We start from the raw sequence: 22,958 nt of genomic DNA, 5'->3' as shown, positions 1-22,958 counted from the left end.
CCTATAAGCCTTGTATTTGCATAGGTAATTCCCAAAGAGGCAGAAAAATCGCAAGAGCCAACCACAAAACTAAAGCCCCTAAAATTAAAATCATTAAAGGTTCAATCATTGTAAGGAGAGTTTCCCCGCGCACTGCAAGTTCCTCTTGATGTAGTTCAAGTAGCACTTCTAGGGATTCCAAAAATCCTTCTTCGTTTTGCGCTCCGCAGAGTAGTTGCACGCTTAGAGTATCCAAGATACCACTTGCGCTAAAAGCCTGTGCAATAGGGATTCCACGCGTAATTGTCTCAAAGATTCTTTCTGTTTTTTGTTTGATTGCCTCGTTGCTTAATGCTTTGGACGAGATTTCTAATGACCTCTGCAAGGGCACTTTGCTTCTGTAAAGCCAAAAGAAGCTAAGGAGAAATTGCGAGAGCTGATAATAATGCAATACCGCACCTAGATAAGGGATTTTGAGCAACATTTTATCCGCGGCATATCTAAATTTTGATGAGGTTTTATAGGATTGATGGGCAAAGAATACGATTCCACAAAGCACAATCAGACTAAACCAACCATAATCTAGCACGATTGTGCGCATAAAAAGCAAGCTTTTGCTTAGCAATGGCAGGGGCGCATTAATCCCACTAAACAAGACTTCAAATTGAGGTAGAACAAAAAGTGTAATGCCTAAGAATACAGCAATCATTACGAGGATAACAAAGAGGGGATAAAGCAGAATCTTAGTCAAAAGCTTGCGGTTTTTTTGTGTATTCTTGAGTTCAACCAAAATAAACTCTATGGCGTCCTCTAGCATATTGGCTTTTTGTCCGATTTCTAGCATAGAGCAAATAAAATCCGAAAATCCTGCTTCTTTGAAACTAAGCGCGAGAGATTTACCGGAATTTAGGGCAAAGAGAGCTTTGGCAAATTGCGCACTTAAAAGGGGATTCTTTGTGTGGTGTTGCAGGTTTTCTAGGAGCAAACTTAAGGGTAAATGTGCCTTGAGCCCAAGTTTGAGCTCATAAAATGCGCTCAAGATTTCTTTTGTTTTTGGAGGATTTAACTTCAAGAATCTGTCTTTCAGACTTGATTGTGGCGTGATTTGCAGCACAAAGAGGTGTTGGGATTGGAGTTTGTCTTTTAGCTCGGCTTGCGTTTTGGCGTAATAGCTACGCGTTTGAATCTTGCCTTTTTGTTTGTATTGGACTTGGAATTTTGGCATTATTTGACGACACGATAAACTTCACGCATATCCGTGATTTTGCTTGCAACTAATTGGTGCGCTTTTTGTTCTAGCGTAAAATAAGGAGTTTCTTTTTCTAGCTTTTTTAAAAACTCTGATTTATTGATGCGATGATGGATAAAATCTTCCAAATCCGGGCTAGCTAGCACGATTTCAGCAATCGCGATTCTGCCTAAATAGCCTGTATGGTTGCAGGATTCGCAGCCAACCTCGTTATTTTGGGTTGTGTCTTGACAAGGACAGAGTTTGCGCAATAAGCGTTGGGCGATGATTCCGCTTAGAGATTGTGCAATGAAATGTGGCTCTAAACCCATATCGCATAAACGCACAATAGTATCTAGCGCGTCATTTGTATGTAAAGTGGCAAAGACTAAATGCCCTGTGAATGCTGCTTGGATTGCGATTTGCAAACTTTCTTTATCGCGCACTTCGCCTAATATAATCACATCGGGGTCTTGGCGCAAAACATTGCGTAAGACATTGGCAAAACTCACATCAGGACTAATGGCGACTTGGCTAATATGCGGCAGGCGATATTCTACCGGGTCTTCAAGGGTGATGATTTTGAGATTTCTTTCTTTGAGAATATTGAGGATTCCATACATCGTAGTGCTTTTGCCGCTCCCTGTGGGTCCTGTGATGAGCACAAGCCCATAGGGCAGGTTAAAAAGAGATTGTATTTGCGCTAATTCTGTGCTTCCAAATCCTAAAGATTCCAAAGGTAAAAGCGTTTTATGCTTGTCCAAAATCCTAAGCACGATAGATTCTCCCTCAATCAAAGGCAGGGTGGAAACGCGAAAATCAAAAATGCGTGGTGTATTGTCTGTATGGAGCAATTCTAGCTCAAAACGTCCATCTTGAGGCTGCTTGGATTCTGTTAATTTCAAATGCGACAAAAGCTTAATGCTCGCACTCAAAGGAGCAAAAAGCCATAAATCAAAAGAAAATCGTTCTACTAATACGCCATCAATGCGCAAGCGCACACGCATACGATTGAAGTCGCGCTCAAAATGCACATCGCTAGCGTTTTTGGACACAGCAACTTGCAAAATAAGTCGCACGAGATTTTGAATGCTAGAATCTTTTTCTTTAGATTCTTGGGTGATTTCTTGTTGGATTTTCTTTAGCAGAGATTGCAACAATTCCTCTTGTGTTAGCCATATAAGAGCTTTTTCAAAATCTTCTAAAGAAATTTCACCAAATTCTAAAACGCAATCATTAAAGAGGCTTTGAAGCGTGTCTTTATGGGGATTATTTGAGGATTCCAATAAAGCGACTTCTAAGGTATTTGGGCTAGATTCTTGCACAAGGATTGCACCAAAATAGCGCATTTGCTCTACATTAAGGCGCAGAGCGGAATCTTTGCAAATATCTTGAAGCGTCCAATGCTTTTGTGTGTTTTTTGGAATCAAATTTTGTGTCCTTGTTGCATAGATTTAAGGAGATTTGCTAGGTTTTCATCGTAATTTTGTTGCAAGAAATTTTGCAAGATTGAAATCGCCTCTTGTGGATTGCCCTCCAAATACAAGCTTTTGGCAAAGATTTCCCAGCTTTCTAAATTTTTGGGATTTGCTAGATTGGCGCGCAAAGCCAAGTTTTTAGCGCGGGTATAGTTTTGATTCTCCATTTCAGCTCTTGCTTGAATAATGGGGCTTTGAATGGGGGTTTGCACGAAATCCTGTTCGCTTGGATAGGATAATGCGGGAATAGAATCTTTGGTTGTGCTTGTTAATTTGAATTTTGATTTATTTTGAGGCTTGTTAGAGTGGGATTCTGAATTTACAGAAGTTGAAGCAAGGTAGAGCTTAGAATCTCGCATTTGTAGGGCTTTGTTTTGAGATAAAGCAGGCGCAGGGCTTTGCTTGAGGGGTTCTAAATGCAGATATTTTATCGCAACCCACCCCATTTTTGTTTGCAAATAACCATTTTGTGTATCAAAATATTCGCATATTTTGGAATTTCGTTGTAATTTGTGGATAACTTTTGATTCTAAATTTGGCATTTCGCGCACATTGAGTGCGTTAGGTTGCACGAAGAGGCAAGGTTTATCTTGCGTGCTTTCTAAATTTTGTGTCCTTTGAAAATTTCCAAAACTTCCAGCCAAAAGAAGTATCATTCCACCCAATGCACATAAAATAGAAGTTTTTAACACTTTTTCTCCTTTGTTTTTAGGGCTTAATGTGATTTGCGCTATAAAATTTCAAATTTCTTAAATTTTTGTTTGCACTTGACTTTTGCTTGAATATGCAGTAACTTTTGGATAATAACTTAAAAATGTTTAAAAACTATCATTTTTTAGGAAGTTTATAATGAATTTAAGCGCAAAAGCCTTTACTCTGTTAGAATTTTTAATTTTTATTTTGGTATTAAGTGTATTAATATCAGCAATCTTAGGAAGTTTAGCAGTGATTGGATTAGAGGATTTTGGGATTTTGCAAAAGACAGATATTTATAATGTTCCTTTTTGTAACAAAATAATGCCCCATTGTGTTTTCCATTCACAGATTTTAGAATCCTCACAAATCTATGAAATCAATGCGACCATTCCCTAAAAAGAAGCAAAGAATGCGGCGAGGTCTTACGCTAATTGAAATGCTCTTTGCATTGATTTTACTCGGTATTTTTGGTGTTTTTGGAGGATTAACATTACTCAAGATTTATCAAAATTATCATTGGCAGGAAAGCAATTTTATCCAAGAAATCCAAGCACAAAATGCCTTATTGCAAATCAAACATTTGCTAGAAAATTCTTATCTATCAAGCCTGACGATAAGTAGTGGCGAGGAGATTGGTACAAGTCCATTGAGTTTGAAGGGCAAAAGCCTAATGTTCTATGAAAAAGCACAAGAATATATCCTCGTTGGAGACTATGCACTGCCTTGTTTGCACGGCGTTTTTGAGCCAAAAAGTGCCAAGTGGAATCATTTTTTAGAATTAGAATTTTTAGCTTTGGATTCCAAATCTAATGGAATCTTAAATCAAAAATGCTCCCTTTACCAAAAGCCAAATATGCCACAAAAAGCACTTTTTGTCTCTTCTGGTTTTGTCGCTCCAAAGGATTTTTATCATCTCAAGTTTCAAGGAAAAATTTTAGAACTTAATGCGCATAAAATATCATTAGAGATTCCGCCAATTTTTAAGGATTCTATACAAGCAAAAAAGCCTTTGGGCTTAAAGCCTAAAGTTTATTTCTTAAATTCTGTTTCTTACTTGCATTTTGGAGATTCTATCGTATTGGAATCCCAAAGTCAGCTGCAAGGGATTCCACAAAATACACAGCAAATCATTCAAGAGATTACAGATTTTAAGGTTGCCAAAACCCCTTTGGGCTTCGCACTTGAAGTTTGTGTCCCAAGTGCAGGAGCGATTCCTCATTGCGCAAAGACTCTTGTCGTGGAGATTGGGCAATGAAAAACTTGAAATACTCTAAGGGTATGATTCTCTTGCCTTTAGTTTTGCTCGTGTTTTTAGGGACGCTCGTGCTGATTTTGGGGCTAAAGAACGAATCCTTTAGGAATGATTTAAGAGCCATAAATCAGCAAATTTTATGGCTAGATTTACATTTGTTAAGTTTTAAGGAGTGGCTTAAGGTTGAGCTCAAATCTTCTAATGCAACTTCTGGTGATTTTACTACATTTTCTATGGTCATCGCGGACGACTTTCATTATAAAGCAGTGGTGAAAAGACTGGAGGGGGAATTGGAGCAAAACAATCATTCTGAAGCAGTCTATTTCGTAGATGTTTTTGGGGTTTATCGTGATTCTCGTAAGGAGTTTTTGCAAGAATTTTCTACAAGACGCGCATTTATCTTGAGGTTAGGAATTTGATTCTAATAAACTTGCCTTGCTTTTATGGTAATATTTTGAAATCAAATTATCTTACAAAGGCTTGGAAATTATGGAGATTCAATGTTATCTCTAATAGGTTATTTTTTGTTGGCGATTGTGATTTCTTTCGTCTGTTCAGTTTTAGAAGCGGCTTTACTCTCTATTACTCCTCCCTTTATGGAGAGTTATGCGAAATCCCACCCCAAAAGTGGCAAGATTTTAAAATACTTAAAAGCAAATATTGATAATGCGGTGGGGGCAATTTTGGTTGTCAATACTTTTGCTAACACCGTGGGTGCGGCTGGGGTTGGCGCACAAGCAGTAGAGATTTTTGGAGAGAAGTGGCAGGGCTTTGTCGCTTTGTTTATGACTTTGTGCATTTTGTATCTTTCCGAGATTCTGCCCAAAACCATTGGAGCGACTTATTGGAAAGTCATTGTTCTTCCGATGTCTTATTGTATTCTTGTGTTGTATTGCATTACATTCCCTTTCGTTTATGTCTCACGCATTATTACGCATTTGTTCAAGAAAAAAGACGCAAATCAAATGAGCCGTGATGAGATTTTGGCGATTATGGACCTTGGAGAGAAAAGCGGCTCTATCAATGAGCTAGAGGGGGATATTTTGGAGCATTTGATTCTACAAAAAATGCTCAAAGTCAAAGACATTATGATACCAAAGGGAGAAATTTTTGCCCTAGAGGAGCAAATGAGCATTGAAGAATCCTTGAAGATTCCCAATGTGCATAAATATTCGCGGATTCCTTTGTATGCGGGTAATATAGACTCTATTAATTCTATCGTGTTTAAAAAGAATATTTTGCACGCAAGTTTTGAGAACAGAAGCAAGGATACTCTAAAGAGCATTGCAAAAAATATTACAAAGGTAGATTCTCAAATGGGCTTGCTTGATTTGCTAGAGAAATTCATCTCGCAAAAAGAACATTTGTTTTTGGTTGTGGATAGTGAGCAAAATATCGTAGGCATTGTGGCGATGGAAGATGTGATTAATGCTGCACTTGGTGTGGGTAATTTGCAGCACCTTTAGGAGAGGCTATGATTCTTTTAGTTATTTATTGTTTGATTGCGATTGTTTTTACCTTTTTTTGTTCTATTATGGAATCCGTCTTTTTGTCTATTACACCCTCTTTTGTTGCGAGCTTTGAGAAGCAAAATCCAAAAGTTGGCGGATACCTTAAACACCTTAAAGACAATGTAGATGACGCGGAGGGGGCGATTTTGGTTTTGAATACTTTTGCGACTACTGCGGCAGCCACAGGGGTTGGAATCCAAGTTGCAAGTTTGTATGGGCTAGATTATCAGGCATTTGGTGCGGCAATTCTTACTATCGTGCTGATTTACTTTTCCGAGATTCTGCCCAAAACCATTGGGGCGACTTATTGGAAAAATTTAGCACCTTATGTTACCCTAAGTATCCATTATCTTTTAAAGGTTGTCTTCCCTTTCGTCCTTATTGCTAAGTTGATTACGCGTTTTGTTAAGACGAGTTCTAGCTTGTTTATCGGACGTGATGAGATTCTAGCTGCAAGCCAAATAGGACATCAAAGCGGTTCTATCTCTATGCGCGAAGAGTATATTATAGAAAATTTATTGAAACTCAAAAATTATCAAGCCATTGATATTCTTACGCCTCGTAGCGTGGTGGTGTCGTTGTGTTATAGTGATACGATAGAAAAAGCACTAAGTATCAGCGATATTCATAATTATTCACGCATTCCTGTTTATGGCGAAAATGTGGATTCCGTCATCGGTATCGTCTATACGCAAGATATTTTGGAGGCAGGATTGAATGCGCAAGAAAAACCCAATCCCCAAACCATTGGGGACTTAATGCGTCCGGTTTATGTCGTGTCCTTTAGCCTCTCTGTGCTGAATTTGTTGAACCTTTTTATTGCTCAAAAAGAACAACTCTTTGTCGTGCAAGACAGATATGGGCAATTCTATGGAGTGGTAACGCGTGAAGATGCGATTGAAACCCTGCTAGGAAAAGAGATTTTAGATGAGTTTGACAAAGCCGCAGATATGCAGCAAGTCGCACAGGAGAATATCAAAAAATATCGCCTAAAATATTCGGATAGGATTAAGGATATTAAGTAAAGGTTTGGGTTATTTTGCTGCGCTCGTGGTGTTTGTCAAGATTGTAGAATCACGCAGACATTGCGCACTGACAAATTTCAATCCTAGCTGCATAAGTAATGCTAGCTTTAATAATATAGCCTGCTCACCCAACGCGAAGCCTAACGCATTGTGCGTTGGGCATTGAGTAGCGCAAGGAGTGCCACGCCCACATCGCCAAAGAGCGCAAGCCACAAATTAGCGATTCCTAACACACCAAAAACCATAATGGCGACTTTTGTACCTAGTGCAAAGAAGATATTTTCCCACAGAATCTTTCGCGTTTTGTCCGCAATCTCAAGGGCTTGTGGAATCTTGTTCAAATCATCGTCCATAATCACGACATCTGCGCCCTCTAATGCCACATCGCTACCGACTTTGCCCATTGCGATTCCAATATCACTAAGGGCGAGAGAGGGTGCGTCATTGATTCCATCGCCTACAAAGATGACCTTTTGCCCCTTTTGCTTTTGTTTGTTTAGAATCTCTTTTAGGTGCGCAACTTTTTCATTGGGGAGCAAGTCCGCATAATATTCATTGATACCCACACTTTGGGCGACTTCTTGTGCCACGCTTTGCTTGTCGCCGCTTAGCATAATCTGCTGCATTCCACGCACATTAAGTTTTGCCAATGCTTCTTTTGCTTCGTCTTTGATTGCGTCTTCAAGGATAATTGAGCCAATCACTTCATTTTCAAGGCTTAAGAAGACTTGGCATTTTGCGCTTTGTTTTTCTTGTAGTGTGTGCTTGGTTTGGGATTCTATGAAGCGCGCATTACCAAGTGCGAATCTCTTGTCATTTATGCTAGCAGTGATTCCACCACCCGCGTGTTCCTTGAGGTTTTCAAGTTTGTCTTGATTGCTTTGTGGAATCGCAAAGTTTAGAATGGCTTTTGCAATGGGGTGATTAGAATGCGATTCTAACATTTGGGCAGCTCTTAAGATGAAGTCTTTATCGTATTGTGCATAGGCTTGGATTTCTTTGAGTGCCAATGCGCCTTTGGTGAGTGTGCCGGTTTTGTCAAATACAATAGCTTTCGCGGAATAGAGGGATTCAAGATAGCTTGAGCCTTTAATCAAAATTCCCATTTTGGACGCTTTTCCAAGAGAGGCAAAAAAGGTTAATGGGATTGAAATCACTAAAGCACAAGGACAAGAAACGACTAAGAAAATGATTCCACGATAAGACCAAGTCTTGAAAACCTCCATAAAATCCGCTCCTAATGCCCAAAAATAGAGCGTTGGAAAGAATGCGACACAAAAAGCCAAAAGGGTAACAATTGGCGTATAATAGCGGGCGAATTTCGTGATAAACTCTTCCTCGCGACTTTTTTGTGCATTGCCCTCCTCAATGAGTTGCAAAACCTTGCTAAAGGCAGAATTTGCGTAATTTTGCGTTGCTTTGATGTGTAGGATTCCGTCTAAATTAATCCCGCCGGAGAGCACACTGTCGCCTACGCTAACGGTTTGTGGGATAGATTCTCCATTGAGGGCGGAATTATCAATGTTTCCCTCTCCTTTTATAATATCGCCATCAGCAGGGATTCTCTCTCCTGCAAGCACAAGCAACGTGTCGCCCTTTTGAATCTCTTTTGGTGCAATGCAAACTTGCTCTCCATTGCGTAGGATTCTTGCATTTTCTATTTTGAGTGCGCTTAAGGAACGGATTTGCTTTTTGGCTTTTTCTACAATGCAATCTTGCAAGCTTTCGCCAATTCGGTAAAATACTAGAATCGCTACTGCTTCCGCGCTTTCACCAATTGCAAATGCGCTCAAAGAGGCGAGCACCATCAAGCTATTTTCGTTGAAATATTCGCGGTTTATTAAGCCACTCCAAGCTTCTTTTAAAATCCCAAACCCCAAAGCAAAATAGCACACAACAAAGATAAGAGTTAAAAGGGTGGAATCCAAAGAGAATCCTAATATATCCAAATCTATTAAAAGTGCAAAAGCATAGAGGATAAGAGAGCCGATAAAAAGGACTTTGCTGGGTTTTTGCTCTAAGCTTTCTTGCGTGCTTTGAGATTCTGGATTTTGTGTAGTTTTACATTCTGCATTACAACAATTCATCATCATTTCCTTACATTTCTTGGATATGTTCTAAGCCTTGATTGAAAATCTTTTCAATATGGTCATCATCTAGCGAATAAAAGACTTCTTTGCCGATTTTTTGGTAGCGCACAAGACGCGCTTGACGCAGGATTCTTAGCTGATGAGAAACCGCACTCGGGGTTAAGTTTAGGAGTTGTGAGATTTCGCTGACGCAAAGTTTCTCTATTTGCAAGAGGGATAAAATCCGAATCCTTGAGGAATCTCCAAAGATTTTAAATAATTCTGCGAGGTCATAAAGCAACTCCTCTTTAGGTAGCCTCCTTAGGGTTTCTTGGAGGGATTTAGCGCGATTTTCATCTATTTCTGGCATAGAATCTCCTTTGAAATAAAAATATATGAGCATTTGTTCATATATTGAATTATAAGGGAAGTTTTCTTAAAGTTTAATGAATGATTGGGAATCTATGAATGTGCAATTGTAAATGGAGGGGTCGGTTTGTCATTGTGGGGCTTCGTTGGTGTGGAATCTTCCGCGTCTTTGTGAATGTAATTTGTCGTGCGTGGTAATTTGTGGCTTAGAATCTCGCCTCGCGTCATTGCGAGGCAAAGCCGAAGCATAATCTTGCGTCTAGTCATTGCGAGGGTATTGCCCGAAGCAATCTATCATCTTGCAAAAAGTAAATTTTGCAATGGAATCCTTAAGGCGAGACTTTATATTATAGATTGCCACGAATCGTAAGCGATTCTCGCGCGATGACAAAGTGGCGAGATTGCTACGATTCCTTGCGGAATCCCGCAATCACAAGATAAGAGTTGCATACAAAAGCCTTGAATGCAATCTTGCAATAATGCTCCCCCATTCAAGAGGATTAGTAGGCTTGAGGACGGCATTTCCACTCAATTTCTTTGGCGGTGAGCTGCATATCTTTTGGTAAGCCGTTTTGGGGATTGATAGCTTGCGCATTGTTGTCTGCATAGGCATTATATCCACCATAAGGGACGGCTTCCACTTCTACAAATTTGCCCACGGTTAGGTCTTTGAAAGTTCCATAAATATCTTGTCCAAATGCGCCACAATCATCGCCTTTGATTTCTGTATAGGGCAGAACTTTGATGATAAGTTGTCCGCCTGCGCTAGAGAGAGTGATGGTTTTGTTTTTGTCATCTACGGCTGAAATTTGCCCGCGTACATCAAAGTCATATCCCGCCATTGCAGAGGTAGAAAGAATCGCAGCTGTTGCAAATGCTCCAAATAATTTTAAGGTTTTCATTGTTGCTCCTTGTTCGGTTTTTCGTTTTACGCTTGAAATTATAAAAGCACTTTGTCAATAAACTATCAAGATATTTTCAAATTTCTATGAACTTAAATTCCAAGCAAATAATCTACCTTATAAATAAAATCCTCTATATCCTTGATTTTATCCATAATGATTAAATATTTGCCGTTAATTACAAAGCTTGGCACGCTTTGTATGCCGGTTTGCCCGATAGAATCTTCCCAGATTTTGAGCTTGTCTTGCACTTCTTTTTGTTTGCGCCGTACTTCAAATTGTGTTTGTGAAATCTCCATTGCGTCTAACCCAAAGGTGATAAAGGCTTCTTTGTCTTTGAAATGTTGTTTTGTCTTGAAAAATGCGTCAAAATACGCATTACTTGCGCGTCTGAAATAGGATTCAATATCTTTTGAGGTGAGATTGCGTTCCTCATCAATTGCCACCGCAACGGCCAAAACCTCACTTGCTTGCGCACTAAAGGCACTCCCTGTGATGATATGATAAGGTAGAAAAACCGCCTCTTGTGGAATCGTTGCAAATAACTTTGGCAGAACTCCAGCCATTTTCGCACAATGCGGACAGCCTATATTGAAAATCTCTACAATAGATTTTTGTGGGACATTAAGAGGAGTTTTAAGCACAATATAGTCTTTGCCCTCTTTTAGAGATGCCGCATTTAATGTGCTTAATGTGAGAAATACGCCCAAAATTGTTCCCAAAACCAATCCGAATAACTTTTGCATACCTATCCTTATATTTTGATTTGGCGCATTATAGCAAAAGTCCGCACTTTAGCGCGTTAAATCCGATAAACATTCGCAAAATCCCATAAAAAAGGCAAAATATGGAATCTTAACAGAATCTTAACAGAATCTCGATAGAATGAGTTTTCTCATTTTATTATTAAAGGTTATTTTATGAAAAAGATTTGTTTGGGAATGTGTGCTTTAGCTATAGGCGTTTGTGGCAATGAAGTGCAGCATCATTCTATTCTCATTAAGCATACAAACTCTTCTATGCTTGCTCCTACACAAGTGGATTATGCCGATGTTTTGGGTAAGGATTCCTTGCTAAATCCTAGCGATATTGCCGAGAGCTTTTTGAAAATCCCAAACTTTTCTGTTGCAAAGAAAGGCGGGGGAGGCACAGAGATTTTTTATCGTTCGCAAGGCGGCGGGAGATTGCCGATTTTTGTCAATGGGAGCAACCTAAATGGTGGCTGTGGTGGGAGAATGGACACGACACTCACTTATGTCTTTCCACAAAATTACAATACGATTACTTTGCTTAAAGGTCCTCAAGATGTGCGATGGGGTGCAATGAGTGCGGGAGGCGTGTTGTTTGAGCGGGAGATTTTGCGCTTGGATAGCCCTAGTTTCAATGCTAATGCAGATGCATTAGTGGGAAGTTTTGATAGATTGGACTTTAATATGTATTTGAGTGCGGGGAATGCACTGGGCAATGTGCAGGCACTCTATGCGGATTATCGGCGCAATGACTATCAAGACGGAGCACAAGAAATCGTGCATTCGGAATATCAGAGACGCTCGGGTGCGGTAATTGGAAGTTTTACCCCAAGTGAGACGAGTGCCTTAGAATTAAGTGTGGATATTGGACAAGGTGAAGCGGCGTATGCAGATAGGGCAATGGACGGACGCGCATTTGATAGAGAATCTTATTCTGTGCGATTCCAAAACTATTTTGACAAGGATTTGTTAGATTTAAGGGCTTATTATAATTCTATTGACCATATTATGGATAACTATACGCTCACCAATGGGAAGCCTAAAATGGGCAATCTTTATAGCCTAAGTAATCCTAAGCGCACCAATAGTGGAGTGAGGGCAGAATACCAAAAAGTCTTGGAACTCTCTAAATGGTATTTTGGGGGAGATATAGATAGAGACAAGCACCAAACGCGCGCTTCCACAGGGAAAAGCACGAGAGGTGAAGCGGAAGCGGCATTGCGGCAGAGCTATCAGCCAAATTATACCTTTGATTCTGCTGGAATCTTTGCACAAGGTGAATGGTATGTAGGAGCGCAATCAGGGGTTTTTGTGGGTGTGAGGGGAGACTATGTAGAGACAAAAGCCCATAGACTAAACCAAACAAAAGAACAAACGGCTTTAAGTGCCTTTGGTCGCTATGAGCATTATTTAAGGGATTCTACTTTTTATGTTGGGCTTGGGGTTGCAGAGAGGATTCCGGACTTTTGGGAGGTTTCTAAAGTAGGCGGAATGGATTTGAAAAAAGAAGCCAATACGCAACTAGATATGGGTTGGAATTATCAAGGGGAGCAATTAAGCACAAGTTTATCGGGATTTGTTTCTTATGTGGAGAATTATATTTTATTAGATTACACTGCTGCTCAAACGCGCAGCTTCAATACCAATGCCTTTTTGAGTGGTGTAGAAGCAGAGGCGGCTTATGAGTTTTTGCCTGATACCTTTTGTGAGGCAATGCTTGGTTATACTTATGGACAAAACACCCGCGAAGATAAGCCTTTAGCGCAAGTTGCTCCGCTTTCTGGAAGTGTTGCTTTAAAATACGATAACCAAAGAATGTTTTTAAAATGCGAATTATTTGCCAATGCGAAGCAGACGCGTTCTGATGTGGGATATGGAAATGTGATTGGCAAAGATTTCGGAGATTCTAGCGGATTTGCGATACTAAATCTCTATGCGGGATTGCGTTATGAGGGTTGGCAGGCTACTATGGGTGTTGAGAATTGCACCAATAAGCTTTATAGTTATCATTTATCCAAAAATAGCATTGGTTTAAATGTGGAGAATCCCATTAGCAATAGGATTTATGAAATCGGTAGAAATGCTTGGGCAAAAGTAAAATATACCTTTTAGCTTGGGGGCGTCTCCGCCCGCTCTTTTCTCCTATCTTAAAATCTCAAATTGTCAAGAAATTATCAAGTTCTTATTAACATTTTCTTCACATTGTTGCTTTATGATTCCAAAATCATTCATCATTAAAGGGAGAAAAAATGAGCAAACAAAATACAAAGCAGATTGTAAAGATTTGTAGCGGTATTCTTTTAGCAGGAAGCATTAGTTTTGCAGGGGAATTTAATCTCGCAATGCAAGACTACATCAAGGAGTTAAAGAGCGAAGCAAAGGCAGAGAATCCTAATTTTGTTGATTTTAACGCGAAAAATGGCGAAAGAATTTTTGCTACCAAAAACAAAGGCAAAAACGACACGATACTTTCTTGTCAAAGTTGCCACAATCAAGACTTGAAAACTCAAGCAACCAATATCTTCACAAACAAAACCCTAGAGCCTCTAGCTCCAAGCGTGAATCCTACGCGTCTAAGTGATGTTAAAGAGGTGAAAAAGTGGTTGAAAAGAAACTTCAAAGATGTCTTTTTGCGTGAGGGAACAGCACAAGAAAAAGGCGATGTGCTCTATTATCTCATCTTGCAATAAACAAAAAGGAAAACGATGAAAAATTTATCAAAACTCACGAGCGTTCTTTTACTCTGTATGGTTTGTGGCTTTTCTGCCTATGCGAAAGGATTCGGAAAAGCTCCGGAAGTCAAAGCCGTAGATAATGAAACCTACAAGAAAGAGTGTGCAAGCTGTCATTTTGGTTATCAGCCGGGTCTTTTGCCAAGTGCTTCGTGGCAATATATTATGGAGAATTTAAGCTCACATTATGGCACAGACGCGAGCCTAGAGAAAGAAGAAATTGAAGAAATCACACAATATTTATTGGACAATGCAAGCGAGAAAGCAACGCAGTATCGCCGCAGTGCGAAGCTCACAAAGTCTATGCAGTCGGGAGTTTTATATACCTCTATTTCACAGATTCCATACCACCAAAAAAAGCATAGGAAGCTTAAGGAATGGATGGTAACACAAAAAGAGGTTGGAAATATTGCTCGTTGTGCGGCTTGCCATACAAAAGCAGATGAGGGCGTTTATGGCGGACGTACGATTAATATTCCAAACTATGGAATCTGGCGTGATTAAAAGTTATATTTGGACTTTTGTTAATCGGTTTTTGCATTATTTTCTGATTCTTACCTTTGTGCTTGCGTATTTGTGCGCGGACATTGACGCTTGGATATATTTTCATTGTGTCTTTGGAATCCTTTTTGGTGTGGGCGTTTTGCTTCGCATTGTTTGGGGATTTGTTGGCACAAAGCATTCATTATTTAAGGATTTTAAGTTTCGCGGAATCTTAGAATATCTCCTCTCTATTCTGGGAGAGAAGAAGCATTATGTCGGGCATAATCCCGCCTCAAGCCTCGCAATCGTATTGATGTTTGTGCTTGGGCTTGGGACGATGTTAAGCGGAATGCTGCAATATGGCGCAGAGGAGCAGGGCGGAATCTTTAGCAACCTTTTCTTTGAATATAGCTATTTTGAAGCTTTTGAGGATTTGCACGAATTTTTCGCCAATGCGCTTTTGGGGGTTATCATTATCCATATTTGTGGAAGCTTGATAGATAAGTTTATTAACAAAAATGACGCATTGGATTCTATGATAAGTGGCTATAAGCGAACAATCCGCGAGGAAAGTGTCGTGCTAAATTTCACACAAAAAATTCTTTTTGCAGTGTATTTGGTTTTTTTATTCGTGCTTTTGGTGTATCTGCTGTTCCCCAATAATATGCTTTTGCGCCCCTCTGCGCGAAATATTTTCGCCCAAGAAACCTTGAGGGAATACACCAAAGAATGCGGCAGTTGTCATATTGCCTATGCGCCTTATTTGCTGCCCAAGTCTGCTTGGGATTCTATGATGAGTGATTTGGAAAATCACTTTGGAGAGGACGCAAGCTTAGAGCAGGAATCGCACGCAAGGATTTCAGCCTTTTTGAATCAGTATTCAAGCGACTTTGTAGAGACAAAAATTTCTAGCAAGATTGCCAAAGAGCCACAAAATATTTTGGCAATCACAAAGTATCCTTATTGGGAGGTTGCACACCAAGACATTGACCCCGCACTTTTTGAGACGCAAGCAATCAAGTCTAAGGCAAACTGCCAAACTTGCCACAAAGACGCAGAATCAGGAATCTTTGCTAAAGGCGCAATTGATTATTCCAAGCTTAAAAGCCTCAAAGAGAATCTTTAGGATTCGCGTTTTTGGGCGATAATGTAAAGTGGGTGGTAGGTTAAGACATTGTGGAATCGTGTCGCATAGTCTTTTAGGTGGGTTTTGTTTAGCTTAAAGCCAAGTTGTAAGGAATTAACACCCGTGTTTCGGAGATGTTTAAAGAGGGCAAGGGTGTTGTGAAAATGCAGAGGTGTTTTCATCGCAAAGGATTCCAGAATCTCAAACTCCCGCCCTAAAATCCTTGCATAGTCTTTTAAATCTAAATATTCTAATCCGATTCCAAAGATTGCGCGCAGTTCTTGATAGTTTGCCTTGCCAAAGGTGCTAAAGGCTAAGAATCCTTTGGGCTTTAGTAAGCCACTCAATCGTGGCAAAAAGCTTGGCTGATGCACCCATTGGATTGCCGCATTGGACAAAATCAAATCGTATTTTAATGCGGGATTGATTTTTTCAATTTGCGTTAAATCCTCAAAGTCGGCTTGTAAAAAGTCTATGGGGTACGAAATTGCTGCAAAATCTTGCGAAAAATCCACTAAATCCACCGCCAAATAAGATTCAAACTCAAAAATCTGTGCAAATTGTTGGCTCAAGATTCCATTGCCACAACCAAGCTCTAAAATATTGGTAAATTTTTGCATTGGGCAGTGTTTTTGTAGAAGTGTAAGCAGGGTGCGCTGCATTGTGCGTTGAATCTTTGCGCTTTGGGCATAAGTTGGCTTGGCTTGTTGGAATCTTTGCCAAATGCGCTCTTTGTGTGATTGCATTAGAGCTGCCAATCAAAAAAGGCAAAATGCGGGGCGTCAAACTCCAAGATTTGCGCTTGGCTGTTTTTAAAGTCAATCCAAAAGTTCCTTTGGGATTGCGTGCTAAAAATCAAGTCGTGTTTGGAAATAATGATTTTATCCCAAGAAATCTTGCCTGTAATAGTGTCAAATTGTGCGCAAGCTTGGATAAAAAATCCCAATTCTTCGCGCAAGGTTTGGGAATCTAGGAAAACAAAATCTTGCGTTTTGTCTAAAGACTTTTCAAATAAATTGCGCTTAAAAGCCTCCAAGTCAAAGGTTCTTTGTGTGAGTTTAAAAAGCTTAAGCGGGATTCCAAATTGGGAATGAATCCCAAATTCTGTGCCATTGACTGCAATTTTGCGCACAATAGGGGGAGAGTCTTGCTCTAGGGATTCTAAAAACACACGCGCGACAAAAACACCCATAGAGAAGCCTAAAAGCGTGATTTTTGGTTTTGGGTTGAGGGATTTTAAGCAAGATTGGAGTGCGCTAAAGTCTAAATGTCGGTAAGAGGATACCACGATAGAATCGTAATCCTTAGGAATAAAGGAGAGAAAATGCGAGGGGTGAGAAGCAAAGCCTCCAAAGATTAGCAAAAGATTTTCACGAGACTTGAAATTGTAATCAAGATTCATTATGAATGCTTTTAAGTGTTTGCACTAGGGATTCCAAAGCCGCAAAAGGCAAGTTGGCAGTGAGTGAGAAGCGCAAAAGAGCGCGATTTTTGGGAGTCGTTGGGGATTTGATTGCGGGGGCGAAATAGCCCCTTTGTTCTAGCTTTTGAGAGAAATGCACCGCTTTCGCATTATCGCCTAAAACCAAACTAATGATATTGTAATCCCCTAGAACTTCTAGCTCTAGCTCACGCATAAGCAATGCTTTGAAATCCGCACTTAAACGTGTAAGGCTTGCTCTTTGCCTTTCAAGATTTGGAAGCTCCAAAAAGCCAAAGAGAGTGCGTGCAATATTAAGCGGAGGGAGAGCCGTAGAGTAGATGAGAGAGCGAGAGAAATTGACAAAATATTCATAAAACAAAGAATCGCAGAGCACGCAAGCCCCCATAGAAGCGAGTGCTTTTCCAAAGGTGAGCACAATAAAATCAATGGAATCTAGCAGCCCAAAATCCGCGCAGATTCCTAATCCATTCTTGCCAAAACTCCCGATACTATGTGCCTCGTCAAGATACAAATAAACATTGTCAAACTGCTGTTTGATTTGCGTTAAATGGCGCAAGGGGGCAAAGTCTCCCTCCATACTGAAAAGCCCCTCGCTCAAGACAAACACCGCGGCATATTTTGGTGCGTTATCTCTTACGATTTTCTCTAGCATTTGCATATCGTTATGCGCAAATCGCTTTAAATGCGTGGGTTTAAAGGATTTTAATCCATCAATATGGCTTGCGTGGATAGATTTATCCGCGACAAAAAGCACATTTTTGAGCGAATTTAATGCGCCAAGTGCGCCTAAATTGGCGTGAAAACCGCTATTAAAGAGCAAGGCTTGCTTGCCAAAGGTGCGAGATAAATGGGATTCTAACATTGTATAAATTTCAAAGTTTCCGCTTAAAAGACGCGAGGAAGAGGAGCTAAAATGTAAGTGTTCCTTAAAAAGCGCGGAATCCAAAAATGCCGCATTAAAAGATTCATCGGTAGATAGCCCGAGATAATCATTGCTAGCAAGATTCAAAAGCCATTTTGGGCTATCGTTCCTCTTGGGATTGTGTGAATTTCTAGCAATCTGGAATCCACGATGTTTTTGAGGCGTCAGAGTGCGGTAATTGGAATCGCATTTGAGGTTTTCAAGCGTTTGAGCAATTTGCGATTCTATGGCGGAATTTGATAGCATTTGAAAGAGGGGTAAAGGCTTATGCCTTTGCACTCTGAAGCAGTTTGGCAAATTCATTAAAGAGCATTGCGGATTCTAGCGGTCCCGGTCCTGCCTCTGGGTGGTGCTGAAAAGAGCAAATGAGCGCATTTTTATAGCGCACTCCCTCTATTGTGTTGTCAAAAAGATTGCGATGTGTTACTTCTGCAATCTCTTGAATAGATTCTGGCACAGAATAATTATGGTTTTGTGCGGTGATTTCTATCTCTTGTGTGAGGAGATTTTTTACCGGGTGATTGCCGCCGTGATGTCCAAATTTGAGCTTATGTGTGGGGTAGCCGTGTGCGAGGGAAAGCAACTGATGTCCCAAACAAATTGCAAAAAGCGGAATCTTAGCCGCAATCAACTTCTTGATTTCTGCAATTTCAGTGTGTAAGACTTGCGGGTCGCCCGGTCCATTAGACAAGAAAATCCCTTCAAATTCTCCTTGCTTATAGCGCGCAATCAGCGATTCTGCGTCAAAGTTATGCGGCACGACTTCAACACTAAAGCCCGCATTGACAAGCTGGTTTAGAATGCTGCGCTTGATTCCAAAATCAATCGCGAGGATTTTTTGGTGTGTTTTGGGGGTGGTATAGTCCATAATGCCAAAGTCAAATTTGCCCTCATAATGTTGGTAAGGTGTTTGTGTGCTAACTTCTTTGATATAGTTGATTTCTTCAATCTTTGGGCTATTTTCTAAGAGTTTTTTGAGAGCGTCTTTATCAGAAATTTCAGTCGAAGCAATCATCATCATCGCGCCTTGCTCACGCAAGGTTTTTGTTAAAAGACGTGTATTAATCTCACTAATCCCCATTGCGTCAAATTCTTTTAAAAACTCTCCTAAGCTCTTGTTGGCACGAAAATTAGAAAAGTCCGCATTGTAATGACGGCACAGAATCCCTTTCGCGAAGATTTTGCGGCTCTCCATATCTTGCTTATTTGTCCCTACGATTCCAATTTCTGGCATTGTGAAGCATACAAATTGTCCCGCATAGCTTGGGTCGGTTGTGATTTCTTGATAACCTGTAAGTGAGGTATTAAAGACGAGCTCCCCTACACTTGTTTTTGCCGCACCAAAGCTTTTTGCCTTAAAAAACAAACCATTTGCCAAATAAACCCAAGCGTCTTGTAGCCCATTGTGTGAAGATGCCATTAGAAAAATCCTTTCTTTTTGAGCTCCTCTTGATAGAGCTTATCAAAAATTAAATCATATTCTTCACTGCCAAATACGATTTTTCGTTTGTAATTTGCAATACGTTCTTGCACGATTTCTTCTACTTCATTATAGATTCTTGAATAGCTGTTAATGGCTTTGAAGATTACATTGACAATGCGCGTTTCGGAAGTGGCAGAGTCAATCAAATCTTCCTCAAAGAGTTCGTCAAGAATCTTGTGTGCTAGGTGATTGTAGCGGTCTTCAAAGCTTAGGATAAAGTTTTCATTCTCTGCTAGTCTTTGTTTGATTTTCCAAAAGAGTTGGTGCTCATCTGCCCGCATAAACTCAATTTCATCTAAATTTTCCTCTAAGATTTCTCTTGTTTTTTCTTCAAGATTTGCTTCTTCTTGGATATTCGCTTCAATGAATTTTTGTGCAACCCTTGAAATGCTTTCCAAGCCGTGTAGAACGCTTACGAATCCGCAGTTTGATAAATCTAATGCTATTTTATTTCCAATATAAGGCGCATGTGCAAGTCTGAATTTCATCGCATACCTTCATAAATTTTTGCGCTATTTTAGCGTTTTCTCTCTTAAATATGCTTTTTTCTGTATTTTAAATAATTTTGAGATGTTGGATTTCGGATTTTAGCTTTTCTGCGTTTTCATAAAAGCTTGCGAGATTATGGTATTCCGCAAAATGCGCAATTTTTATTGCAGTATAAGATTCTATAAAAGCGTCCATTTGAGAATTAGAATCTTTGCTAATAATGAGCCCTAATAATGGAATCTTGCGCGCTTTTAATGCTTCAATGCTTAGCAAAATATGATTGATTCCGCCCAAATAGTATGCACCTACCAAAATGCAGGGCAAAGAAAATGTGCTCAAAAAATCAATCATACATTTTTGTTTGTCTAGGGGAGTAAAAAGCCCGCCAGCACTTTCAATCAATAAATTTTCTGATTTTGGCAATGGAATCTTTAAGCCATCATAATGCACATTTTCTTTTTGCATACCGATATGAGGGCTAGCAGGAGTTTGCAAAGTGATTCCGCTAGTGTGGATTTTGGTCGTGGGTGTTAAAGCTTGGATTCTTTGGCTATCTGTTGGTATGCCTGCTTGAACGAGTTTGAAATAATCTAGTTTAAACGCATAGCATAATGCCGCACTAACCGAAGTTTTCCCCACATCAGTATGGCTTCCCGCGATAAAAATTTGCATAAGGATTCCTTAAAGTCTTTTATCAATTCTCATTAGATGATTAAAATTGTCATCAATGCTCACTAAAACCATAAATTATCTAACAAGCGCACGCCCTCAACGCGAGCGACAATAAGAATTAGGGTAGAATCTTTTTCTATTTGTTCTATTTCTTGTAATGCGTGATTGACAATCACAAGGTATTCTACCTCTAGCCCCTCCAATACTTCTAAAGCAATTTTCTTTAATTCCTTAGAATCCTTAATGCCGCGCATAATGGCTTTGGTAATCGCATTTAAGGAAGCAGAAATTTGTAAGGCTTTTTGGATTCCTGCTTGGCTTAAGTAGGCATTGCGTGAGCTTAACGCTAACCCCTCTTCATTGCGGACAATAGGACAAGGAACAATCTCTAAGGGCAAAAACAAATCTTGCACCATTTTCTGAATGATGAGTAATTGTTGTGCGTCTTTTTGCCCAAAAAACGCTTTATTGGGACGAATAAGGTTAAAGAGCTTGAGAACGACTTGAAGCACACCATTAAAATGTCCCGGACGTGTTTTGCCCTCCAAGATATTCGCCATTGCCGCTGGTGCATTGAAAGTGATTTGTAGTGTGGAATCTAGCGGATACATTTGCACGGTATCGGGCATAAATACGACATCTACACCTGCCTTTGTGCAGATTTGTAAATCCGCTTCCTTTTTGCGAGGATATTGGTTAAAGTCCTCATTTGCTCCAAATTGTGTGGGATTGACAAAAATAGAGACGATAGAGCAATCACAAGTCGCAAGGCTTGCTTCTATAAGGGATAAATGTCCTTTATGTAAAGCCCCCATAGTCGGGATTAAACCAATAGTTTTTGTGGGATTTTGAGATTTGAATTGATGGATAAAGGCTTGTAAATCTTGCGTGGTTGTAAATATTTGCATACGATTCCTTTAAAATTTAGCAAATAAATCGTAAATTATGCGATGAGAGAGTTAAAAAATAAATAAAAAACATAGAAAGCTATGTTAAAATCTTAATAAAATTTATCTAAAAGAGGGTTGTGATGTGGAATCACAAAAATTAAAAGAATTAGTAAAGATTTCTGATTGGGATTTTTTATCTTTAAATGAAAAAATTATTTCAACTTATACTAAACCTGATGACAAAGTCATTTTGCCTTATATGAGTGCAGATAATTTTGCATTTGAATTGGCGATTAATGAACGCAAGTGCTTAGTGTATGATAATAATCCATTAGTAAGAATTAACTTTGAATCCGATTTTTTTTATCCAAGTTTGGCAGGCATTAAAAGTCGTTTAGGTGAAATTAAAACGATAGGAGAATTTCCAGATTGTGGGGTCAAAAGATTCTTGCACCCTAAAACCTATAATGAAGCAATGGCGATTCGTTTGTTTTTGGACGGAGAGCCTAAAGATGCCATTAATTTGTGGATTAAATATTTAAGCGCAGAAGCACTTAAAATGCCAAAATCAGGTAAAGGGGAGCTTGAAGAGCTTGAATATATTGATATAAAAGATTTTGTACTCAAAAAATATAAAGTGATTTTCAGTGAGATTGACCCGATGAGGGTTTTGCTTTTGCACAAAGCAGCACCGGAGTTTTTGCATAGTGAAAAAGAGTTAGACGAGGCATTAAAAGGAACAAGGGTAAAATTGGCGCATTATGCCCCTTATCGTTTTAATGTGCGCGAATATTTTAATAAAAACTTATTGAAAATATGGTTTCATAATATCAGCAAAGAGCAATTAATGACTGCATTTGTAGAAGATGAAGCCGCTTGGAATCAACGTTGTAAAAAGGATTTTCTATCCTTGCACAAAAGACTAGCAAGCGGAGGAGTGATTCTAGTAGAGAAAGCCAATGAATATGCGATTGAGGAATTTTTCAAGCTTGCGTTTTTTTATGGTTATGAAAATTTACGCGCATTTTGTAATACCAAAGGCGTGCAGGCTTATTTGATGAAAAAATTAGGATAATTTGCACTTACAAAACAGAATCGCAGAATCGCTTATAATGAGTGCTTTTATATTGTTGGAAGCTTTGATATTATGAGGTTTCAAGTAGGCTTAAGTTGTTATTAAAAATTTTAAGATAAAATTGTAATTCTATTTCTGATTTAGAAATGGCTCGATAGCTCAGTCGGTAGAGCAGGAGACTGAAAATCTCCGTGTCGGTGGTTCGATTCCGCCTCGAGCCACCATTGGCTTAAGTTTTGTATCAACTCTTCTCCTATCAAATAAAATCACATTCCCCCCAATTTTTCCCCAAGATTAGCAAATTTTATTTTAATTTTATATTTCTTAAGTATGATTCCAACTGCACTTTTGGTGCAACTCTTCTGGGTTAGCCCCCCCCGACCC

General features: G+C 39.5%; 26 protein-coding genes and 1 tRNA gene. 11 read left to right on the top strand and 16 right to left on the bottom strand.

The genetic code is table 11. The features are described 5' to 3' along the window. Window position 1: 1 nt before the first annotated feature. From HDT10_RS09215 to HDT10_RS09205, 3 genes are read right to left on the bottom strand one after another with little or no spacing between them, the layout of a single operon-like run. A complete protein-coding gene (locus HDT10_RS09215; RefSeq protein ID WP_290882633.1) occupies window positions 2-1,204 on the bottom strand; it encodes a type II secretion system F family protein in 1,203 nt (400 codons plus the stop codon). After that, window positions 1,204-2,637, bottom strand: a complete 1,434-nt coding sequence (locus HDT10_RS09210; RefSeq protein WP_290882631.1) for a GspE/PulE family protein — start codon at window positions 2,635-2,637, stop codon at window positions 1,204-1,206. The genes HDT10_RS09215 and HDT10_RS09210 overlap by 1 nt, the downstream gene beginning before the upstream one ends. Continuing rightward, entirely contained in the window at window positions 2,634-3,377 is a 744-nt protein-coding gene (locus tag HDT10_RS09205; RefSeq protein ID WP_290882629.1) for a hypothetical protein, read from the bottom strand. The genes HDT10_RS09210 and HDT10_RS09205 overlap by 4 nt, the downstream gene beginning before the upstream one ends. Before the next feature lie 157 nt (window positions 3,378-3,534). Here HDT10_RS09205 and HDT10_RS09200 point away from each other — a divergent pair, with 157 nt between their 5' ends. The 5 genes from HDT10_RS09200 to HDT10_RS09180 all read left to right on the top strand — a co-directional run bounded on the left by HDT10_RS09200 (window position 3,535) and on the right by HDT10_RS09180 (window position 7,169). Then, window positions 3,535-3,777: a type II secretion system protein gene (locus tag HDT10_RS09200; protein ID WP_290882626.1), complete on the top strand. Its 243-nt coding sequence runs from the start codon at window positions 3,535-3,537 to the stop codon at window positions 3,775-3,777. 13 nt (window positions 3,778-3,790) lie between these two features. Then, complete coding sequence (locus HDT10_RS09195) at window positions 3,791-4,636, top strand: type II secretion system protein (RefSeq protein ID WP_290882624.1); 846 nt, start codon at window positions 3,791-3,793, stop codon at window positions 4,634-4,636. Beyond that, window positions 4,633-5,052 carry a hypothetical protein gene (locus HDT10_RS09190; RefSeq protein ID WP_290882621.1) on the top strand — a complete coding sequence of 140 codons (420 nt, stop codon included), beginning with the start codon at window positions 4,633-4,635 and terminating at the stop codon, window positions 5,050-5,052. Before HDT10_RS09195 ends, HDT10_RS09190 begins: the two co-directional genes overlap by 4 nt. Window positions 5,053-5,133: 81 nt before the next feature. Further along, window positions 5,134-6,099, top strand: a complete 966-nt coding sequence (locus HDT10_RS09185) for a CNNM domain-containing protein (RefSeq protein ID WP_290882619.1) — start codon at window positions 5,134-5,136, stop codon at window positions 6,097-6,099. Window positions 6,100-6,107: 8 nt separating this feature from the next. Continuing rightward, a complete protein-coding gene (locus HDT10_RS09180; protein WP_290882617.1) occupies window positions 6,108-7,169 on the top strand; it encodes a CNNM domain-containing protein in 1,062 nt (353 codons plus the stop codon). 9 nt (window positions 7,170-7,178) lie between these two features. Here the strand turns inward: HDT10_RS09180 and HDT10_RS09175 are convergent, their stop codons facing one another. The 6 genes from HDT10_RS09175 to HDT10_RS09150 all read right to left on the bottom strand — a co-directional run bounded on the left by HDT10_RS09175 (window position 7,179) and on the right by HDT10_RS09150 (window position 11,255). Next, on the bottom strand, window positions 7,179-7,301 hold the full coding sequence (locus tag HDT10_RS09175) for a hypothetical protein (RefSeq protein WP_290882614.1): 123 nt from the start codon (window positions 7,299-7,301) through the stop codon (window positions 7,179-7,181). Window positions 7,302-7,309: 8 nt separating this feature from the next. Further along, the gene (locus HDT10_RS09170; RefSeq protein WP_290882612.1) at window positions 7,310-9,256 is read right to left on the bottom strand and encodes a heavy metal translocating P-type ATPase; all 1,947 of its coding nucleotides are present in this window, start codon (window positions 9,254-9,256) and stop codon (window positions 7,310-7,312) included. Window positions 9,257-9,266: 10 nt separating this feature from the next. Continuing rightward, entirely contained in the window at window positions 9,267-9,608 is a 342-nt protein-coding gene (locus tag HDT10_RS09165; RefSeq protein WP_290882610.1) for a helix-turn-helix transcriptional regulator, read from the bottom strand. A gap of 92 nt (window positions 9,609-9,700) precedes the next feature. Beyond that, the gene (locus HDT10_RS09160; protein WP_290882609.1) at window positions 9,701-9,874 is read right to left on the bottom strand and encodes a hypothetical protein; all 174 of its coding nucleotides are present in this window, start codon (window positions 9,872-9,874) and stop codon (window positions 9,701-9,703) included. Between the two features lie 233 nt (window positions 9,875-10,107). Then, window positions 10,108-10,509: a DUF5666 domain-containing protein gene (locus HDT10_RS09155; protein ID WP_290882606.1), complete on the bottom strand. Its 402-nt coding sequence runs from the start codon at window positions 10,507-10,509 to the stop codon at window positions 10,108-10,110. A gap of 92 nt (window positions 10,510-10,601) precedes the next feature. Then, window positions 10,602-11,255, bottom strand: a complete 654-nt coding sequence (locus HDT10_RS09150) for a thioredoxin domain-containing protein (RefSeq protein ID WP_290882603.1) — start codon at window positions 11,253-11,255, stop codon at window positions 10,602-10,604. A 174-nt stretch (window positions 11,256-11,429) separates the two neighbouring features. Here HDT10_RS09150 and HDT10_RS09145 point away from each other — a divergent pair, with 174 nt between their 5' ends. The 4 genes from HDT10_RS09145 to HDT10_RS09130 all read left to right on the top strand — a co-directional run bounded on the left by HDT10_RS09145 (window position 11,430) and on the right by HDT10_RS09130 (window position 15,599). Beyond that, window positions 11,430-13,370, top strand: a complete 1,941-nt coding sequence (locus HDT10_RS09145; protein ID WP_290882601.1) for a TonB-dependent receptor — start codon at window positions 11,430-11,432, stop codon at window positions 13,368-13,370. A 137-nt stretch (window positions 13,371-13,507) separates the two neighbouring features. Continuing rightward, window positions 13,508-13,948 carry a DUF1924 domain-containing protein gene (locus tag HDT10_RS09140; RefSeq protein WP_290882599.1) on the top strand — a complete coding sequence of 147 codons (441 nt, stop codon included), beginning with the start codon at window positions 13,508-13,510 and terminating at the stop codon, window positions 13,946-13,948. Window positions 13,949-13,963: 15 nt separating this feature from the next. Next, a complete protein-coding gene (locus HDT10_RS09135; protein WP_290882596.1) occupies window positions 13,964-14,494 on the top strand; it encodes a cytochrome C in 531 nt (176 codons plus the stop codon). After that, on the top strand, window positions 14,445-15,599 hold the full coding sequence (locus HDT10_RS09130; RefSeq protein WP_290882594.1) for a cytochrome b/b6 domain-containing protein: 1,155 nt from the start codon (window positions 14,445-14,447) through the stop codon (window positions 15,597-15,599). The genes HDT10_RS09135 and HDT10_RS09130 overlap by 50 nt, the downstream gene beginning before the upstream one ends. Here HDT10_RS09130 and bioC read toward each other — a convergent pair. The 7 genes from bioC to panC form a co-directional block, all read right to left on the bottom strand. Next, window positions 15,596-16,345 (bottom strand): malonyl-ACP O-methyltransferase BioC, encoded by a 750-nt coding sequence (gene bioC, locus HDT10_RS09125; protein ID WP_290882592.1) that lies wholly within the window; start codon window positions 16,343-16,345, stop codon window positions 15,596-15,598. The genes HDT10_RS09130 and bioC overlap by 4 nt on opposite strands. Beyond that, window positions 16,345-17,001, bottom strand: a complete 657-nt coding sequence (locus HDT10_RS09120) for a pimeloyl-ACP methyl esterase BioG family protein (RefSeq protein ID WP_290882590.1) — start codon at window positions 16,999-17,001, stop codon at window positions 16,345-16,347. The genes bioC and HDT10_RS09120 overlap by 1 nt, the downstream gene beginning before the upstream one ends. Further along, complete coding sequence (locus HDT10_RS09115) at window positions 16,991-18,268, bottom strand: aminotransferase class I/II-fold pyridoxal phosphate-dependent enzyme (protein ID WP_290882587.1); 1,278 nt, start codon at window positions 18,266-18,268, stop codon at window positions 16,991-16,993. Before HDT10_RS09115 ends, HDT10_RS09120 begins: the two co-directional genes overlap by 11 nt. Further along, window positions 18,231-19,385: a glutamine-hydrolyzing carbamoyl-phosphate synthase small subunit gene (gene carA / locus HDT10_RS09110; RefSeq protein WP_290882584.1), complete on the bottom strand. Its 1,155-nt coding sequence runs from the start codon at window positions 19,383-19,385 to the stop codon at window positions 18,231-18,233. Before carA ends, HDT10_RS09115 begins: the two co-directional genes overlap by 38 nt. Beyond that, window positions 19,385-19,936, bottom strand: coding sequence for a DUF507 family protein (locus HDT10_RS09105; RefSeq protein ID WP_290882581.1), 552 nt, complete (start codon window positions 19,934-19,936; stop codon window positions 19,385-19,387). The genes carA and HDT10_RS09105 overlap by 1 nt, the downstream gene beginning before the upstream one ends. A 67-nt stretch (window positions 19,937-20,003) precedes the next feature. Beyond that, the gene (bioD, locus tag HDT10_RS09100; protein ID WP_290882580.1) at window positions 20,004-20,609 is read right to left on the bottom strand and encodes a dethiobiotin synthase; all 606 of its coding nucleotides are present in this window, start codon (window positions 20,607-20,609) and stop codon (window positions 20,004-20,006) included. A 62-nt stretch (window positions 20,610-20,671) separates the two neighbouring features. Further along, the gene (gene panC, locus HDT10_RS09095) at window positions 20,672-21,517 is read right to left on the bottom strand and encodes a pantoate--beta-alanine ligase (RefSeq protein ID WP_290882577.1); all 846 of its coding nucleotides are present in this window, start codon (window positions 21,515-21,517) and stop codon (window positions 20,672-20,674) included. A 124-nt stretch (window positions 21,518-21,641) separates the two neighbouring features. On the opposite strand from panC, the gene HDT10_RS09090 reads away from it, so the two are divergent. Beyond that, the gene (locus HDT10_RS09090) at window positions 21,642-22,574 is read left to right on the top strand and encodes a hypothetical protein (protein ID WP_290882574.1); all 933 of its coding nucleotides are present in this window, start codon (window positions 21,642-21,644) and stop codon (window positions 22,572-22,574) included. A 148-nt stretch (window positions 22,575-22,722) separates the two neighbouring features. After that, window positions 22,723-22,798: transfer RNA gene (locus HDT10_RS09085), tRNA-Phe, on the top strand. Window positions 22,799-22,958: the final 160 nt, after the last annotated feature.

The sequence above is a fragment of the Helicobacter sp. genome (assembly GCF_014799995.1).
In the GTDB taxonomy this organism is placed as follows: Bacteria; Campylobacterota; Campylobacteria; order Campylobacterales; family Helicobacteraceae; genus Helicobacter_D.
The sequence above is the reverse complement of the archived record's forward strand: the minus strand, read 5'-3'. Positions and strand labels throughout refer to the sequence as shown.